At 45.3% G+C, this 17723-nt stretch carries 15 protein-coding genes; 1 reads left to right on the top strand and 14 read right to left on the bottom strand.

What is annotated here, in order from left to right; translation table 11 throughout:
- Position 1: 1 nt before the first annotated feature.
- The 13 genes from rsgA to LCY76_RS10095 all read right to left on the bottom strand — a co-directional run bounded on the left by rsgA (position 2) and on the right by LCY76_RS10095 (position 15254).
- On the bottom strand, positions 2-895 hold the full coding sequence (gene rsgA / locus LCY76_RS10155) for a ribosome small subunit-dependent GTPase A (protein WP_248252546.1): 894 nt from the start codon (positions 893-895) through the stop codon (positions 2-4).
- Positions 885-2879: a Stk1 family PASTA domain-containing Ser/Thr kinase gene (pknB, locus tag LCY76_RS10150; protein ID WP_248252545.1), complete on the bottom strand. Its 1995-nt coding sequence runs from the start codon at positions 2877-2879 to the stop codon at positions 885-887. The genes rsgA and pknB overlap by 11 nt, the downstream gene beginning before the upstream one ends.
- Positions 2880-3644 carry a Stp1/IreP family PP2C-type Ser/Thr phosphatase gene (locus LCY76_RS10145; protein ID WP_248252544.1) on the bottom strand — a complete coding sequence of 255 codons (765 nt, stop codon included), beginning with the start codon at positions 3642-3644 and terminating at the stop codon, positions 2880-2882.
- Between the two features lie 6 nt (positions 3645-3650).
- The gene (gene rlmN, locus LCY76_RS10140) at positions 3651-4736 is read right to left on the bottom strand and encodes a dual-specificity RNA methyltransferase RlmN (RefSeq protein ID WP_248252543.1); all 1086 of its coding nucleotides are present in this window, start codon (positions 4734-4736) and stop codon (positions 3651-3653) included.
- A complete protein-coding gene (rsmB, locus tag LCY76_RS10135; protein ID WP_248252542.1) occupies positions 4730-6103 on the bottom strand; it encodes a 16S rRNA (cytosine(967)-C(5))-methyltransferase RsmB in 1374 nt (457 codons plus the stop codon). The genes rlmN and rsmB overlap by 7 nt, the downstream gene beginning before the upstream one ends.
- The gene (gene fmt, locus LCY76_RS10130) at positions 6100-7035 is read right to left on the bottom strand and encodes a methionyl-tRNA formyltransferase (protein ID WP_248252541.1); all 936 of its coding nucleotides are present in this window, start codon (positions 7033-7035) and stop codon (positions 6100-6102) included. Before fmt ends, rsmB begins: the two co-directional genes overlap by 4 nt.
- 9 nt (positions 7036-7044) lie before the next feature.
- Entirely contained in the window at positions 7045-7518 is a 474-nt protein-coding gene (def, locus tag LCY76_RS10125) for a peptide deformylase (RefSeq protein WP_248252540.1), read from the bottom strand.
- 24 nt (positions 7519-7542) lie between these two features.
- Positions 7543-9960 carry a primosomal protein N' gene (priA, locus tag LCY76_RS10120; protein WP_248252539.1) on the bottom strand — a complete coding sequence of 806 codons (2418 nt, stop codon included), beginning with the start codon at positions 9958-9960 and terminating at the stop codon, positions 7543-7545.
- Complete coding sequence (gene coaBC, locus LCY76_RS10115; RefSeq protein ID WP_248254645.1) at positions 9957-11150, bottom strand: bifunctional phosphopantothenoylcysteine decarboxylase/phosphopantothenate--cysteine ligase CoaBC; 1194 nt, start codon at positions 11148-11150, stop codon at positions 9957-9959. Before coaBC ends, priA begins: the two co-directional genes overlap by 4 nt.
- 124 nt (positions 11151-11274) lie before the next feature.
- Positions 11275-11478: a DNA-directed RNA polymerase subunit omega gene (rpoZ, locus tag LCY76_RS10110; RefSeq protein WP_248252538.1), complete on the bottom strand. Its 204-nt coding sequence runs from the start codon at positions 11476-11478 to the stop codon at positions 11275-11277.
- Positions 11479-11480: 2 nt separating this feature from the next.
- Entirely contained in the window at positions 11481-12095 is a 615-nt protein-coding gene (gene gmk, locus LCY76_RS10105) for a guanylate kinase (RefSeq protein ID WP_053354545.1), read from the bottom strand.
- Positions 12096-12107: 12 nt separating this feature from the next.
- Positions 12108-12371 (bottom strand): extracellular matrix/biofilm regulator RemA, encoded by a 264-nt coding sequence (gene remA, locus LCY76_RS10100; RefSeq protein ID WP_053358281.1) that lies wholly within the window; start codon positions 12369-12371, stop codon positions 12108-12110.
- A gap of 216 nt (positions 12372-12587) precedes the next feature.
- A complete protein-coding gene (locus LCY76_RS10095) occupies positions 12588-15254 on the bottom strand; it encodes a calcium-translocating P-type ATPase, SERCA-type (protein WP_248252537.1) in 2667 nt (888 codons plus the stop codon).
- Between the two features lie 95 nt (positions 15255-15349).
- Here LCY76_RS10095 and LCY76_RS10090 point away from each other — a divergent pair, with 95 nt between their 5' ends.
- Positions 15350-17053, top strand: coding sequence for an Rqc2 family fibronectin-binding protein (locus tag LCY76_RS10090; protein ID WP_248252536.1), 1704 nt, complete (start codon positions 15350-15352; stop codon positions 17051-17053).
- Between the two features lie 7 nt (positions 17054-17060).
- On the opposite strand, the gene LCY76_RS10085 is transcribed toward LCY76_RS10090, so the two are convergent.
- Positions 17061-17717, bottom strand: coding sequence for a class I SAM-dependent methyltransferase (locus tag LCY76_RS10085; protein WP_248254644.1), 657 nt, complete (start codon positions 17715-17717; stop codon positions 17061-17063).
- Positions 17718-17723: the final 6 nt, after the last annotated feature.

Genomic DNA, 17723 nt, shown 5'->3' with positions numbered 1-17723 from the left:
GTTAGTACCTCCGTTTTTGATCCTTGATTTCCTGCAAAAATTCAAGATAATGATCATAGCGGAACGATGGGATCTCTCCCTCTTCCACTGCTTTTTTTACTGCGCATTTCGGTTCAGAGCTGTGAGTGCAGCCGCGAAACTTGCATTGTGATACCCTCTGTTTCATCTCAGGGAAGTTGTAGGAGAGCTCTTCGGTTTCAATTTCTACAAAGTCCAATGAGCTGAATCCAGGAGTGTCTGCGATCAAGCCCCCTTCAAAAGGAAGGAGTTCAACATGCCTCGTTGTATGCTTTCCGCGTCCAAGATGATCTGATATGTCATTCGTCTCCAGCATGAGTTCAGGCATCAGCGCATTCAAGAGAGACGACTTCCCTACCCCGGACTGTCCTGCGAAGACGCTCGTTTTTCCTTTAAATATCGGTTTGATGTCTTCCATACCGGCCAGCGACATCGCAGAGGTTGGAATGACCTCATATCCGAGCTTCTTATAAGCAGCGATGTAATTTTCGATTTCCTTCTGATACTCTGCACTTTCAATCAAATCCATCTTCGTAAAGCAGATCACCGGCTGAATGCCATTGTCTTCGATATGAACAAGAAAACGGTCCAGCAGTGAACTTGAAAATTCCGGCCGGACGGCAGAGAAAACGAGAATTGCCTGGTCAACATTTGAAATTGGCGGCCGGTTTAACTCGTTCTTTCTTTCCTTAACATCCATAATGTATCCGTCTGTCGGGTTGGAGGATTCAAATACGACCCAATCTCCGACCACAGGCGTAATTTTCTTTTTACGGAAATTGCCACGGCCTCTGCATTGAAAGACTTTGTCATTGTATTGTACATAATAGAATCCTGCGACTGATTTAATAATTCTGCCTTCAGTCTTATTGTCCATTGTTCGCTCCTTTGAATTTACCTTCCTTCGCATCTTGATAATTAAATGTTTTTGATGCCTGCTCTTTCCCATTTAAATAAACGGTATAGGAAGCATCATGGTCCGGCGAGACGGTCAAAGGCACCATATACTCTTTCGTCTGGGAAATTTCTTCTTCTACGAAAACAGCATTTTCCTCTTTGGCATCGCTGTAAACAATTCTGACCTGGAACTGTTTATTCTCATCACCCTTTGAAACTTCAACTGTTATTTTATTATTAAATGTGATGTCTTCCTGAACATCAGGCTTTGGTTTGGGCTTCGGTTCTGGTTTTTTGCCTTTTGAAATAACGACATCAACCGTAGAACCTTTTTTGACATTCGTATAAGGTGAAGGTTTTTGCGAGATGACCTTTCCTTCTTCTACGGTATCAGAGTACTCTTTTGTAAAGTTGACATTAAGCCCTTCCTGCGAGATGTATTTCTCAACATCTTCTTTCGAGGAATTTGATAAGTTCTCAAGCTGAATCGAAGGCGGGCCAGTACTGACACGAAGAATCACCTGTATTTCGCTCGGATTGACTTTTTCCCCTTTATCCGGGCTCTGTGAGACGACCTCACCCTCAGGCGTTTCCTCTGATTCCACCGGTATGGTCTCAATGTTCTTGCTATCGTAGCCTCTTTCGTTTAAGAGGTCTCGTGCAGCATCTTCACTCATTCCGGTAAGATCCAGCATGTCCACTTTCTTAAAGCCTTTAGAAACAAAAAGTGTAACCGTGCTGCCTTCTTTAACCATAGAATGGGGATCAGGATCCTGTTTTATAATTTTCCCCTGTTCCACATCTTCATCGTAGCGCTCTTTCCGTTCGACGTTAAAACCGAGTTTTGCGAGCCGTTCAAACCCGTATTCGTAATCTTTATGGATAACATTGGGAACAGAAACATCTTTCACTTTAAACCAACCAGGCATGACCACAAAGGCAGCCGCTCCAGCACCTGCGAGCAAAAGCAGTAAAATCAGCAGTACAAGCCACCAACTTTTTTTCTTCTTTTTTGGCGGAGGCTTTGTGGTATCTTTTGATATTGCAACCGGCTTTTCGACTGCTTTGTTCATGGATACCGGAGGCATGACCCGTGTAGCATCTGCCGCATCATCAAAATTGCTCCACCGCTGCTCATGCAGACGGTGAGGAGAGAGAGCCGTGTCCAGGTCGTCCATCATTTCAAGAGCACTGTCATACCGGTACACCGGATTTTTTGTCAGTGCTTTAAGAATAATATTTTCAACACTCTGTGGAATTTCCGGATTGATTTTCCTTGGCTCGGGAACTTCCTCCTGAAGATGCTTGAGTGCTACGGATACCGGTGATTCCCCTGTAAAGGGAACCCTGCCTGTCAGCATTTCAAACAGCACAACACCTAGGGAATAGATGTCCGATTTTGCATTGGCCACTCCTCCTCGCGCCTGTTCCGGAGAGAAGTAATGGACCGATCCAAGCACTGAGTTTGTATGGGTAATCGTTGCGGATGTGATGGCGAGAGCGATCCCAAAGTCTGTAACTTTTGCCAATCCATTCTCATCAATTAAGATATTATGGGGCTTGATATCTCTGTGTATGATCCCATGCTCATGAGCTGCAACCATTCCTGAGGCAATCTGCCTGATAATCTGTATGGATTCTTCAACAGACAGGCGGCCATGATCCCTGATGTATTGTTTTAATGTTTTCCCTTTTACATACTCCATGACTATGAAGTACACGTTATTTTCCTCTCCCACATCAAATATGCTTACGATGTGAGGATGGGCGAGACTTGTTGCCGCTTCAGCCTCTCTTCTGAATCGTTTGATGAACTCCTCGTCGTCTGAAAACTCTGATCGAAGTATTTTAACCGCAACATCCCGGTCAAGGATTAAGTCCTTGGCACGGTATACGATTGCCATTCCGCCATCACCGATGACTTCAAGCAACTTATAGCGGCCGCTTATACGCTTGCCAATCATTTAACTTACTCCCTTTTCCGGTGTCTGGGGCGTATAATGGACGAGTCCAATCGTGATATTATCCTCTCCTCCGGCCTCATTTGCAAGGTTCACAAGTCGATCAGCTTTATCTTCCAACGAGAGGTTGTCATCATTCAGTATGTTTTCCATCGTTTCGCGGGTTACTTTGTTAGAGAGGCCGTCTGAACATAACAAAACGATATCTCCCTCGCCCCAGGAAATCGTTTGAATATCCACATCAATATGGTCATCCGTTCCAAGGGCCCGCAAAATCACATTCTTTCTAGGGTGATTTTCCGCTTCTATTTCCGATAGCTGCCCTGACCGCACCAGCTCATTAACGAGGGTATGGTCTTCGGTCTTTTGAATCAGCTTTTTTTCAGAGAAATAATAAACGCGGCTGTCACCAATATGTAAAATAGTTAAATAGGAAGGTGTGCAAAGGGCTCCGACAAGCGTTGTCCCCATCCCGCTGCAGTCAATATTCTTATTTGCATACTGATGCAGATCCAAATTGGTCTGTGTTACCGTTTCTAAAAGCCATTCTTCAGCCTTTACAGGAGTCTCTGAAATTTCTTCCGAAGAAGCGTTCCAGGCTTCCTCAAATGACTGAATTGTTTTGGAACTGGCAACATCTCCGGCTTTATGTCCCCCCATGCCATCCGCAATAAGGGCAAGAAAGTGTTCACCTTTTGTGAACACTCCCCCGCTGTCTTCATTATGCTGACGAACTCTACCAGTATCTGTTTTAAAGGCATACTGCAATTTACGTCACCTCGTCTCTTCCTGACGCTCCTTCGCTCTTAACTGCCCGCAGGCTGCGTCAATATCATGTCCCTGCTCCCTGCGTAAGGTAGCATTGATACCCCGTTTTTTTAGCGTATCTAAAAATTTGAAGATCTGCTTCTTAGGTGTCCGGACATAATCACGTTCCGGTACATAGTTGACAGGAATCAGGTTTACATGGCATTTTACGTTTTTAATCAGATCTGCAAGTTCTTCAGCATGTTCAACCTGATCATTCACACCGCCGAAAAGACCATATTCAAATGAAATCCGGCGACCGGTCTTCTTGATGTAATAACGAATGGATTCCATCAGTTCTTCCATTGGATACATGCGGTTGACCGGCATGAGCTTGCTTCTGATTTCAGTATTCGGAGCATGAAGGGATACCGCAAAGTTGATCTGCATCCCTTCATCAGCAAATTTGTAGATGTAAGGCACGATACCGCTTGTGGAAACAGTAATATGCCTTGCACCGATATTCAGCCCTTTGTCATGGTTTACTACTTTTAGGAACTTGATCAGACCTTCGTAGTTATCGAAAGGTTCACCAATTCCCATGATGACAATTGAGCTTACTCTTTCTTCAGTGGCATCGAGCGCACGCTGCACTTGTAGAACTTGAGCTACAATCTCGCCGGCATGCAGATTTCTCTTTAAGCCCCCGAGCGTTGACGCACAGAATGTACAGCCGAGACGGCAGCCTACCTGTGTTGTCACACACACACTGTTTCCATATTCATGGCGCATCAGAACTGTTTCGATAGAATAACCGTCCTGGAGTTCAAACAAAAATTTTATCGTACCATCAGAAGATTCCTGACGTGCTAATTCTTTCATCGGCTGAATATGAAAGGTTTCTTGCATCTTATCGCGAAGCCCTTTAGGAAGGTTCGACATTTCTTCATAACTCGTAATTCTTTTTTCGTAAAGCCAATCATAAACCTGGGAAGCACGGAACTTAGGTTCTTTTATATCAGAAAGCCAATCTTCCAGATCTGTCAGCTCAAGCGAAAAAATAGAAGGCATAATTGCCGGGTTCTGCTGTTTTTCACTTAACGGTTTTAACATTGGGTTTCACCACCAGTTGTAGTCTTTTTCTTAAAGCATGCAAGGTAAAAACCATCGCTGTTAAAATAATGAGGAAGAATCTGTACCTGTGCTTCAGCAGGTTTAAGGTACGGCTGTAAGGGTTCAGGAAGCCGTTCGTTAAAAGACTTGTCCCATTCAAAATCTGAATGATGCTTTAAGAAAGCATCTGCAATTTCATCATTTTCCTCTTTATCGACGGTACATGTACTGTACAGCAAAGTACCGCCGGGTTTTAACAGTTCGGCCACTTTATCGAGGATCTGCATCTGAATCTCGGCTATGCGATGGATATCCTCTTCTTTTTTCGACCATTTGATGTCGGGTTTTTTTCGTATCACTCCGAAACCGCTGCACGGTGCATCTACCAGAATCCTGTCAAACGATGACACAGAAAACTTTTCCCCGGCCTTGCGGCTGTCAAGAGCTTCCGTTTTAATATTGGTAAGGCCTAGGCGCTCCGCCTGCTCCTGTATCAATTTCACCTTATGAGGGTGAAGATCCAGGGCCGTTACCTCTCCCGTATTATTTAACAGTTCGGCAATATGGGTCGTTTTTCCTCCAGGAGCTGCACAGGCATCCAGGATTTTTTCGTTTGATGATGGATTAAGCGCCCTTGCAACGAGCATGGAGCTTTCGTCTTGTATTGTAACATATCCTTCCTTAAATGAAGAAGAATGTGAAAGGCTCCCTTTTTTTAATTTAATCGCATCGGGCGAAAGGCCGCCGTTGCTCCCCTCTATGCCTTCATCATGCAGCGATTGCAGCACTTTCTCCCTGCTGGATCTCATGCTGTTGACACGGCCCGTAACGGGGGCAGGCTCCATGTTAGCCGCGCACATCTTTTCAGCATTATCCAGGCCATACTGAGTGATCCATCGCTGGACCAGCCACTCAGGCATGCTGTATTGAAGAGCGAGTCTTTCCTCATCATGTGTCACTTCGGAAAGATCAGCCGTTCCTTCCCTCTGAATTCTTCTCAGCACGCCGTTTACCATGCCGGAGATCCCTTTGTGCCCTCGTTTCTTAGCAATTTCTACCGCTTCATTAATGATGGCATGATCCGGAATCTTATCGAGATAGACCATTTGGTAGAGGGACATCCTCAGCAGGACAAGCACCCATTTTTCAAGCTTTTTCAACCCTTTTGAGACAAAAGGACCCAGCAGATAATCAAGAGTGTTTTTCCTCTGGACAGTCCCGTATACAAGCTCCGTCAGCAATCCGACATCCTTTTGGCTAAGATTGGCCTTCTGTATGGACTGATTCAGCAAAAGATTGCTATAGGCCTGATTTTGTTCAATTTTCAATAAAACTTCAACTGCAGTATTTCTCACGTTTTGTTTCACAGTTCTTCACCCAGCATTGTACCCGGTTCCAGTTTGGCTCCTTGTAAAAATTGTGAAGCTGCCATGCGTTTTTTTCCGGCCGGCTGCAGATCGGTGATCAATATTCCCGTAGAATCTCCGGTCTTCACAGTCAATCCCTCTTTGCTTGTTTCAAGAACAGTCCCAGGCACTGCATCCGATGGAACAGGGACCTTTTTACCCCACCATATTTTTAACGTCTGGCCATTCAATGTGGAAAATGCAACCGGCCAAGGATGAAGTCCTCTTATCTGGTTATAGATGGCTTCACCGCTCATTGTCCAGTCGATCTTCTCTTTTTCCCTAGAGATATTATAGGCATAGGTAACTTTATCATCATCTTGCTTTATCGGGCTTAATTTCCCCTCGATCAGGTCAGGTATTGTACTGGATAAGAGTTCTGCTCCTGCAATGCTGAGTTTACTGAACATGCTGTCGACATGGTCTTCTTCACCTATTGGGACCACTACCTGTGTCAGAATGTCGCCGGCATCGAGCTTATCTACCATGTACATGATCGTTACGCCCGTTTCTTTCTTCCCGTCAATGATACTCTGATGGATCGGCGCTCCGCCTCGGTATTCCGGCAATAGTGAAGCATGAACATTAATACAGCCATATTCCGGTGCTTCTAATATTTCTGAAGGCAAAATTTGTCCGTATGCCGCAGTTACGATCAAATCCGGCTGCAGATCTAAAATTTCCTGAAACTCATTCTTTAGTTTTACAGGCTGCAAGACAGGAATGCCGTGCAATTCGGCTTCTGCTTTCACCGGCGTTGGCTTAATTTCCTTTTTCCTCCCTTGCGGCTTGTCCGGCTGCGTGACGACGGCTGCGACTTCATAGCCGTCGTTAACGAGTCTGCGCAGCACTGGCACAGAAAAATCAGGCGTTCCCATAAATACTATTTTCATTTGTAACTCCTACCTTTCAAACTCTCCCGGTTCATAATACGAACTGACCTTAGAGGTAAATAGAATTCCGTTCAGGTGGTCGATCTCATGCTGAAGGGCGCGGGCAAGAAAGTCTTCTGCAGTAATCGTGAACGTTCTTCCATGCCTGTCCTGTGCAGTTACACTGACTTTTTGTGCGCGTTTAACATCTCCAAATATACCTGGGAAGCTAAGGCACCCTTCTGGACCGTCCTGTTCGCTTTCCATTTTTTCAATGACCGGGTTGACCAGTTCAATTTTACCTGTTTCATCTCCGACATCAACTACAGCAATCTGTTTGCCGATCCCAATCTGAGGAGCTGCAAGCCCTACTCCTTCCGCTTCATACATCGTTTCAAACATATCATCGATCAGCTGGCTCAGCTTCTGGTTGAATTCTGTCACTTTTTCACATTTCTTTTCTAAAATTTCGTCAGGATAAACTACAATCTCCCTAACTCCCATCCTCATTCTCTCCCATCTATAGGCTTACATAATATTTTGCGCGTTCATATCGACTGAAATCTGCAGGCCGTTCCCATCCATTTCATGCTGAAAATGCTGCAATAGCTCTGAGATCAAGTCACTAAGCCGAGGTTCATTTTTGTATTTTATCATTACCTGATATCGATATCTATCTTTAATACGGGCAATCGGCGAGACGACCGGACCCAGGATGATTGTTCCCGGAGACACTTTCTGCTGAAGATAGGATGCCGATTTTTCACTGGCATCTACAGCCTTCAATAGCTCAGTGTGCGAAAACGAAATGAGCGTCAAATAGTAATACGGAGGATATTTGTGCTCCCGTCTGATCTGCATTTCCGTTTCATAGAACGAATGATAATCATGTCCTGATGCCAGATCTATGCTGTAATGGCCGACGGTGTATGTCTGTACGACCACTTCTCCCGAAAGCTCGTGCCGCCCTGCTCTTCCGCTGACCTGGGTGAGGAGCTGAAAGGTTTTTTCAGAGGCTCTGAAATCGGGAAGGTGCAGCATCGTATCCGCAGCAAGCACCCCCACCAGTGTCACTTTTGGGAAATCAAGCCCCTTCGCGATCATCTGCGTGCCGAGCAATATGTCTGCTTTTCCTTCACCAAACTGATTGAGGAGCTTTTCATGGCTCCCTTTTCGCCCGGTCGTATCCACATCCATCCTGATCACTCTTGCGTGAGGCAGCAGCTTGGCGAGCTCCTCCTCCACCTTTTGTGTCCCTGTGCCAAAAAAACGGATATACTGACTTTCACACATTGGACATTGGGAAGGCATCGGTTCCTGATGGCCGCAATAATGGCATTTGAGCAGATGCTGTTTTTTATGGTACGTAAGAGAAATATCACAATGCGGGCATTCTCCGACATATCCGCAGTCTCTGCAAAGAATAAACGATGAGTAGCCTCTGCGGTTGAGAAACAATACAGATTGTTCTCCGCGTTTTAGGCGGTCATTGATTTTATCAAATAACTCACCGGAAAACATCGAGCGGTTTCCTGCCCTGAGCTCCTCCCTCATATCCACTACCGATACAGAGGGAAGCTCCCTCTTGTTCACTCTGTCGCTTAATTCACAGAGCGTGTAGACCCCTTTTTGGGCTCTGGCATAAGATTCAAGTGACGGTGTGGCGCTTCCTAGAATTACCGGGCACTGATGATGCTCTCCCCGCTGCACAGCAACATCCCGCGCATGATAACGGGGATTTTCCTCTTGTTTATAGCTTGATTCATGCTCTTCATCGATGATGATCAGGCCCAGATTTTCAAACGGAGCGAAAACGGCCGACCTTGCACCTACCACAACAGATACCTCTTTACGCTGAATTTTTCGCCACTCATCATATTTTTCTCCGGCGGACAGAGCACTATGCAAAACAGCAACCCTTGAACCGAACCGCCCTTTAAAACGGTTTACCATCTGCGGTGTCAGAGATATCTCAGGCACTAAAACTATGGCTTCCTGCCCCATTTGAATTGCCCTGTCAATACTCTGCAGATAGATTTCTGTTTTACCGCTTCCTGTAACGCCATGAAGCAGAATAGTTTCATGCCTCTTCTCCTCGAGAGCAGCCAAAACAGGCTGAATGCTTTGTTCCTGCTGAGATGTTAAGAGCAGGGGCTGCGTTCTTTTAAATTCACGGCCACCATACGGATCACGGTAGATCTCCTTCTCCGCTATCTCTATAAAACCTTTGCTCTCCAAGGCTTGGACTGTTGATCTTGTCGTGTCGAACATCTCTAGAAGATCTTTTAATACTACAGGGCTTTCAGACTCATGAAGAAATGATAGAATCTCTTTTTGCTTAACCGCCTGTTTGGAAAGTGATTCGATATGCTGAAGTCTCTCCTCTTCTGTTCCCCGTCTCTGCACGATCTTTATTTTTTTCTTCGTTATTTTGTCTGACATCCTGTAGATCACTTCCAGGGAATTCTTTTGAACAAGTTTTTGGAAGAGGGCAAGCGGTGTCGGTGACATTTTCAGCAGATCTTCCATCGGGATGTATTCCCGGTGTTTAAACCACTCTCTAGCTCCGTCCGGCAAGTCAGCGAGGCCGACTCCGTCAACCAGCCGGAATTCCTTCTGGTAGGAGGCTTTTAAAGCAGCTGGAATCATAGCCTGATAAGCTGTGATTAAGAAACAGAGTGTCTGATCCGATACCCACTTGCCGAGTTTCAGGAGTTCTTCAGTCAAAACTGGGACCGGATCCAGAAGTTCAATGATCTTCTTTAATTTTTGAACAGAAGTCTCCTCGCCAAGCTCGATGACAAAGCCTTGAAGTTTTCTTGGTCCAAAAGGCACGGCTACCCTCATACCGGGTTTAACTGTATCTTTCAGTTCTTCAGGTACAAGATAATCGAAGGTGCGGTTTACATTGCTGGCCGGCACATCCACGATAACTTTTGCGATCATAGAGGCATCAGTTCCATAGCCTGCGCCAAAACTTCCTGAGCGACTTTATCTTTTGACAGCAGAGGATATTCCTTTGCTGAACCGTCCTTTTTATAAATCACCACTCGGTTTGTATCAACACTGAAGCCGGCCCCTTCTTGAGCGACGTTATTGGCAACGATCATATCCAGGTTTTTGCGCTTCAGTTTGTCGAGTGCATAACCCTCAAGATTTCCGGTTTCTGCAGCAAATCCCACGAGGACTTGTCTCTCTTTTTTCTCTCCGAGTACTGACAGAATATCGGTCGTTTTCTCCATTTCCACCGACCAGCTCTCATTCTTTTTCTTAACTTTTTCACCATATTTAATCCGGGGAGTATAATCTGCAACAGCCGCCGACTTTATAACGAGATCCATTTCCGGGTACTCTTTCATAACCGCATGAAACATTTCATCGGTGGATTCTACCGGTATAAACATGACGCCTGCTGGTTTTTCAAGCGCTGTTGGTCCGCTGACCAAGGTGACTGAAGCTCCCATTCCCGCTGCCGCCCTTGCAATCGCATAACCCATTTTCCCGGATGAATAATTCGTGAAGTAACGCACAGGGTCCACCTGTTCTCTCGTTGGTCCCGCTGTGATCAGGACCTTTTTTCCTTCAAGAGGCAAATCCATTTGCTTGGCAGAGAAATCCTTAATACAGGCAATAATTTCTTCTGGCTCAGCAAGTCTCCCTTTTCCGATATAGCCGCATGCGAGCAGCCCTTCCCCTGGTTCCACGAACCGGTATCCGTAGTCTGCCAGCTTTTGCATGTTTGCTTGAACAGCAGGATGCTGATACATGTTGACATTCATTGCAGGCGCAATCATTATCGGTGCTGTAGTGGCCAGTAAAGTTGTTGTAATCATGTCATCAGCTATCCCGTTTGCCAGTTTTCCGATGCAGTTTGCGGTAGCCGGTGCCACGACAGCAAGGTCTGCCCAATCCGCAAGGTCAATATGGGCAACAACGTTTGGATTCCGTTCTTCGAACGTATTGGTGTAGACTTCGTTCCGGGATAAGGTTTGCAGTGTCAACGGAGTAATAAACTTCTGTGATGACTCTGACATCATTACCTTTACCTCAAACCCCAGCTGATACAGCTGGCTTGCAATCGTTGCCGCCTTATATGCCGCAATCCCTCCAGTTACACAAAGCAAAATCTTTTTCATTGAATGATCCAATGAAATCTCCCCCTGCCTATTTGTTTACATAATATAATTATGATTAACATATATAATATTCCGCAAAAATTGAAAAAAATAACAACCTATAAGCATAGGTTGTTATTGATCATCATTCAGTGTCAGACTTTTTTGGCGTTAAATATCCCGCATAAATCTCTTCCAAAGCTTTTCCGACAAATTTGTGGGAAACCGGCTTTTCAACGATTCCGTTATTGCTTCTCTGAATCTCTCTTGCTCTTTTTGAAGAGAGGGTCACCAGTGAATATTTTGAATCTATTTTGTCCATAAGGGCATCAATTGAAGGATACAGCATGCTTATTCATCTCCCAGTAATTTTTTATAACGATTGGTTACACGGTCCACCTTGCAGTGTTCAGAGGTGATAATAGACTGGATCCTGCTGCAGGCATGGCTTATCTCATCATTTACGACGGAATAATCATAGTGCTGCATCATTTCTATTTCTTCCCTGGCTACTGTCATGCGGTTATTGATCAAGTCTTCCGTTTCAGTTCCTCTGCCGACAATGCGGCTTCGCAGTTCTTCAAGACTAGGCGGGGTCAGAAAAATAAAAACGCCTTCTGGAAAGGTCTTTCGTACCTGAAGCGCTCCCTGAACCTCAATTTCTAAAATAACGTCGCGGCCTTCATCCAGTGTCTGATTGACATACTCAATCGGTGTGCCATAGAAGTTGCCGACGTATTCTGCCCATTCGAGCAATTCGTTATTTTCAATCATGTTCTGAAATTCTTCTTTAGACTTGAAAAAATAATCTACCCCATGAACCTCTCCAACCCGAGGATTTCGGGTGGTCGCTGAAACTGAATATTGAATGTCCAGCTTTTGTGCTCTCAGCGCTTTGCATACAGTACCTTTTCCGACACCGGATGGGCCGGAGAGCACAAATAAAATGCCCCGTTCTCTATCCATACTTACCTCCACTTAACTTTCTTCCGCTCCCTCTTCAATCGAGAGAAGCCGCTGTGCCACCGTTTCAGGCTGAACAGCAGAGAGTACAACGTGATCACTGTCCGTAATGATGACCGCCCTCGTCCGTCTGCCGTATGTGGCATCAATAAGCATATTTCCGTCTCTTGCCATAGTTATTAGGCGTTTGATCGGCGCTGATTCCGGACTTACGACGGAAATGATTCGGTGTGCTGCTACAATGTTTCCATAACCAATATTGATTAGCTTCATGTATATAACCGCTCCTAACGTTGGTAGTTCTATTCTAGCCAGAACGAGCAAGATCATAATCATTATGTAGAAATTAATTCGATGTATGGATATGTCCGTACCCAGCACATTTATATCATTTTAACATATTCCTCCGTTATTCTAAACAATTTTAACAGTCTGTACAACCCTGAACAATAAAAAGGATAGAAACCTATGAAGATTTGTTTCTATCCCCCTGCTTTATAATTTTTTAAATGCTTGAAACCCTGTAAGGGCAAATGTAGGAATCGCAGCCATTCCGAGGACCAACAGCCAATCCCGGCCAGACAAGGGAACCGTATGAAAAATTGCTTGCAGAGGAGTAATGTACATGACCACGAGCGTAAGCAGAACAGAAGACAAAACAGCCAAGACTAACGCCATGTTACCAAACGGGTTCCGGTGCAGAACTGACCGTTCGCTTCTGCAGTCAAAGACATGGATCAGCTGGGCCATGACCAGGGTTGAAAAGGCGACAGTCTGTGCTTTCATCAGCTGATCTGGGTGCTCGTGCAGAGCGGTCCAGAAAGCGAGAATCGTTACGATTCCAATCATGAAACCCCTTGAAACGATCTTCCATCCAAGCCCTCTTGAGAATACCCCTTCATTTGGCTTCCTCGGAGAGCGTTTCATTACATTGTCTTCCGCAGGATCGATACCAAGGGCCATTGCCGGCAGACCGTCTGTTACGAGGTTTACCCATAAGATCTGGATGGGCACAAGCGGCATCGGCATCGACAGGATCATGGCGAACAGCATAACGAGGATCTCACCTACATTTGAAGCCAGCAAGTATCGGATAAACTTCCTGATGTTTTCGTAAATATTTCTTCCTTCCTCGATCGCTGCACGAATGGTTGAAAAATTGTCATCACTTAAAACGAGTGAGGATGCCTCCTTGGCCACGTCTGTTCCCGTTATACCCATCGCGATTCCAATGTTGGCAGACTTTATTGCCGGTGCATCGTTAACCCCGTCCCCTGTCATCGCGACGATATGCCCTCTCTTTTGCAGAGCTTTGACAATCTTAAGCTTATGTTCAGGTGAGACCCTGGCATAAACAAAGATGTTTTCTGCTTCCCTTATCAGGTCTTCATCTGACATGACCGATAAAGCCGCACCATCAATAACTTTCCCTCCCTGAGGCAGGATGTTCAACTGTCTGGCGATGGCACTTGCGGTAACGACATGGTCACCGGTAATCATAACGGTTTTAATCCCTGCTTCATGGCATCGGTCGATACTCTCTTTCACTTCTTCTCTTGGAGGATCTATCATTCCTTGAAGACCGATGAACGTCAGATGGTTTTCTGCCGACGGTCCTGCGGCAGCTCTTTCTTTTGTATGCAGCGGCTTGTAGGCAACGGCTATGGTTCTCAGTGCCTGGCTTCCGAGACCCAGGATCGCCTCTTTAATCTGTTCGGTATGCTGCTGTTTTAACAGCTGCCGCTTTCCATCCCACAATACATAATCACTTTTTTCCAGAAGGACATCTGGTGCTCCTTTTGTGATTAAAAACATCTCGTTGTTTTGGTTGCGGACGATTACACTCATCATTTTTCTTGCCGAGTCAAACGGAACCTCGTCCAAAATTTCAACCGAACGGAGAATGTTATCTTTCATCAGACCTGCTTTTGCTGCGCTGATCAGCAATGCGGTTTCTGTAGGATCACCCATGATGCTGCCGGAATCCGTAAGTTCAGCATTGTTGCAGATCGCGCCGTATGAAAGAAGCTGAAGCAGCCCCTCATGCTGATCGATTCTCGTCTTTTGCCCGTTTCTTATAAATTCTCCTGCTGTATCATATCCGCTTCCTGTTACATTCCAAATCGTTCCTTCACTCCACAAATGAGTGACCGTCATTTTGTTCTGCGTCAACGTCCCCGTTTTATCGGAACAGATGACAGTGGCACAGCCCAGAGTTTCGACCGAAGGAAGCTTTCTTACGATGGCTCTCCGCTTAATCATCTTCTGAACACCAAGCGCCAGGGCGATCGTTACAATAGCTGGAAGTCCTTCAGGTATGGCAGCCACTGCAAGTGACACACCCGCCAGCACCATGCTGTATAAGTCATGTCCCCTGTAAACGCCTGTAACAACTACAAGGACAGTCAGAAGCAAAGCGATCCCAATTAAGATCTTGCCAAGCTGCTCAAGCTTAAGCTGCAGAGGAGTTGCAAGCGTATCAGCATTCTGGATCAGATGGGCGATTTTTCCCATCTCCGTCGTCATTCCCGTCGCGATAACAACTCCTGTTCCGCTGCCCCTGGTCACCATCGTTCCCATAAAAGCCATGTTGGCCTGGTCACCAAGCGGCAAGCCGCTTCCTTGGAGTGCCTCTCCCCTTTTTTGAACAGGAATGGATTCTCCTGTCAGTGCAGATTCCTCAATATAAAGGCCTCTAGCAGATACCATGCGGATATCAGCCCCGACCCGGTCTCCAGCTGAAAGCTTCACGATATCACCGGGAACGAGTTCTTTAGCAGAGATCGCCGTCCAGCTGCCGTTTCTCATAACGATCGCAGTTGGAGCAGACAGCTCACGCAGTGCTGTCAGTGACTTTTCCGCTTTTCGTTCCTGAATAAATCCTAATATTCCGTTCATGATCACGATCAGAATAATCGCAATGGCATCAAGATACTCTCCTAGCAAGCCTGACAATAACGTGGCGGCTAGAAGAACGAGCACCATGAAATCCTTGAATTGTGCGAAAAAAACGAGAATCGACGACGGTTTCTTTGCTTCCTGCAGCTGGTTATGTCCTGTTGTTTTCAGCTTTTTCTGGCTTTCCTTATCACTCAGGCCTGTCTGCAGGTTACTGTTGGTCAGGCGTTCAACATCTTCCTTTGATAGCTGATACCAATTCATTTCTCCACCTCTGCCTCATAACGTATATAGTCATTTATATGCAGGCATGTCCTCAATAATGCTATACTGATGAAGAGAGAAACAGAGGTGAAACTATGAGTTTTGATGGAATTGTTACAAGAGCAACAGCTTCAGAGATAAAAAAGACATTGCAATCCGGAAAGATAACAAAAATCTATCAGCCTGATAAAACAGACTTGCTGTTTACGATAAGATCCGGAGGAAAAAACCAAAAACTATTGTTATCCGCCAATCCTTCATTCAGCAGAGTTCAGCTGACCGCAAAATCGTATGATAACCCTGCAGTCCCACCCATGTTCTGCATGCTGCTAAGAAAGCATATGGAAGGCGCAGTCATCGAATCGATCGAACAGATTGATCTGGAAAGAATCATTCATATTAAAGTAAAAAACAGAGATGAGATCGGTGATATCGCCTATAAGACGCTGATCATAGAAATTATGGGAAGGCACAGCAATATTATTCTAGTAGAAGATAAGAACGGCACGATCATAGACTGCATCAAGCATATTCCCCCGTCACTGAACCGATACAGAACTTTGCTTCCCGGACAGAAATACTTATCTCCTCCGCCTCAGGAAAAACATTCTCCGCTTACAGAAAGTGCAGAAGGTTTTATACAAAAAATCAGATGGAACGAAGGTAAGATCGACCGTCAGATCGTGCAGCTTTACAGCGGAATCTCGCCACAGATTGCCAGGGAGATAACGTTCCGTGCCGGACTGGCAACGAAAGAGACTCTTTCTGAAGCGTTCACCGCCATGATGGAGGAATTCAGGAACAACCGATATGCCCCACAGATGTCTGTCTCAGATGGAAAGGAATACTTTTCGGTTACAGCTCTCTCCCATTTAAAGGGAGGAAAGAGGGATTTCGATTCGGCTGGAGAGCTTCTGGACCGCTTCTATTACGGCAAGGCCGAACGGGACAGAGTAAAGCAGCAAGCTGCAGATTTGGAAAAAATGCTGCATAACGAGCATGATAAAATTGCCAAAAAGATTAAGAAACTTAATGCATCTCTTTCAGATACAGAGAAAGCAGATAGATTTAAAGTCCTGGGTGAACTTTTGACAGCCCACCTTTATATGGTGAAAAAAGGCCAAAAGAAAATTGAAGTTACGAATTTTTACGAAGAGGATCAGCCGAAGCTTGAAATTCTGCTTGATCCCCTGAAAGGTCCTTCTGAAAACGCTCAAGCTTATTTCAAAAGGTACACTAAACTTAAAAACTCGGTCGCTTATATTGAAGAGCAGCTGGAAAAAGCGAAAGAAGATCTTCTTTACTTCGAGAGTCTCATCCAGCAGATGGAATCCGCATCTGTGAGAGATGTGGCAGGCATCCGGGAAGAATTAGAAGAACAAGGGTATGTCAGAAGACGAAAACAGCAAAAGGCAAAAAAGAATGAAAAGCCTGTTCTAGAAACCTATCAATCAACAGACGGCATTACCATCCTTGTCGGCAAAAATAATAAACAGAATGACTATTTGACGTTTAAAGCCTCACGCCAAAATGAAACGTGGCTTCATACGAAAGACATTCCAGGTTCTCACGTCGTCATAAAGAGCGAGGAAGTTAGCGAAACAGCGCTCCTTGAAGCTGCAGGACTTGCCGCCTATTTTAGCAAAGCCAGGCATTCAGGCTCCGTTCCGGTGGATTATACGCTGATCAGGCACGTTAAAAAGCCATCAGGGGCCAAGCCGGGATTTGTGATCTACGACCAGCAGCAAACCCTTTATGTCACTCCAGATGAAGATCAACTGCTAAAATTAAAAAAATAACCAGGAGCTACCTGGTTATTTTTTTTGCAATGGTGATGATGGCCAATCCATCAAGCACTTCATGATGTGTGACCTCTTCAAGGCCGTTTGTTATAAGAAGAGAAGTCAGGCTATCTGATATGTATCGATGTCTCCTCGTTGAAACATTCGCCCACTTCAGCATGGCCGTTTGTTCAAACCCTGAAATGTTATGCTGCTTGCAATACTGAAAAGCTTCCATCTGATTCATTTTTTCTGATGGATTCAGCATAGCCAGCGTTCCGCCTGGTTTCAGGACTCGGATCATCTCCTTGATGCCCACTTCCGGTTCAGGAAGGAGAAACAGGACACACGTTGATAAAGCCACGTCAAATGATTCATCACCAAACGGCAGATCACATGCATCGCCGATCACAAACTCCCCCTTCTTGCTGCGGTTATGAAAGAAGAAATTTTGCGTGCTGGCTTTTATCATTTCCGATGACAGATCAATACCTGTAAGCTTGTCGGCTTCATCTGCGCCGCGAAGTAGCAGTCTTCCTGTTCCACATCCGACATCAAGAACCTTTTTATCTCTCCATGTTCCTGTTTTCTCCTTTAATGTATCATGGATTCCGCCGAGCCAGGTGGTTCGTGCCATGCTATCGAAAAAAGAGACCAATTCATCGAATTCTTCACTGTTCATCTTCCT

It is taken from the genome of Fictibacillus marinisediminis (assembly GCF_023149135.1).
Classification (GTDB): Bacteria; Bacillota; Bacilli; order Bacillales; family Fictibacillaceae; genus Fictibacillus_C; species Fictibacillus_C marinisediminis.
This window is presented reverse-complemented; position numbering and strand designations above follow the sequence as displayed.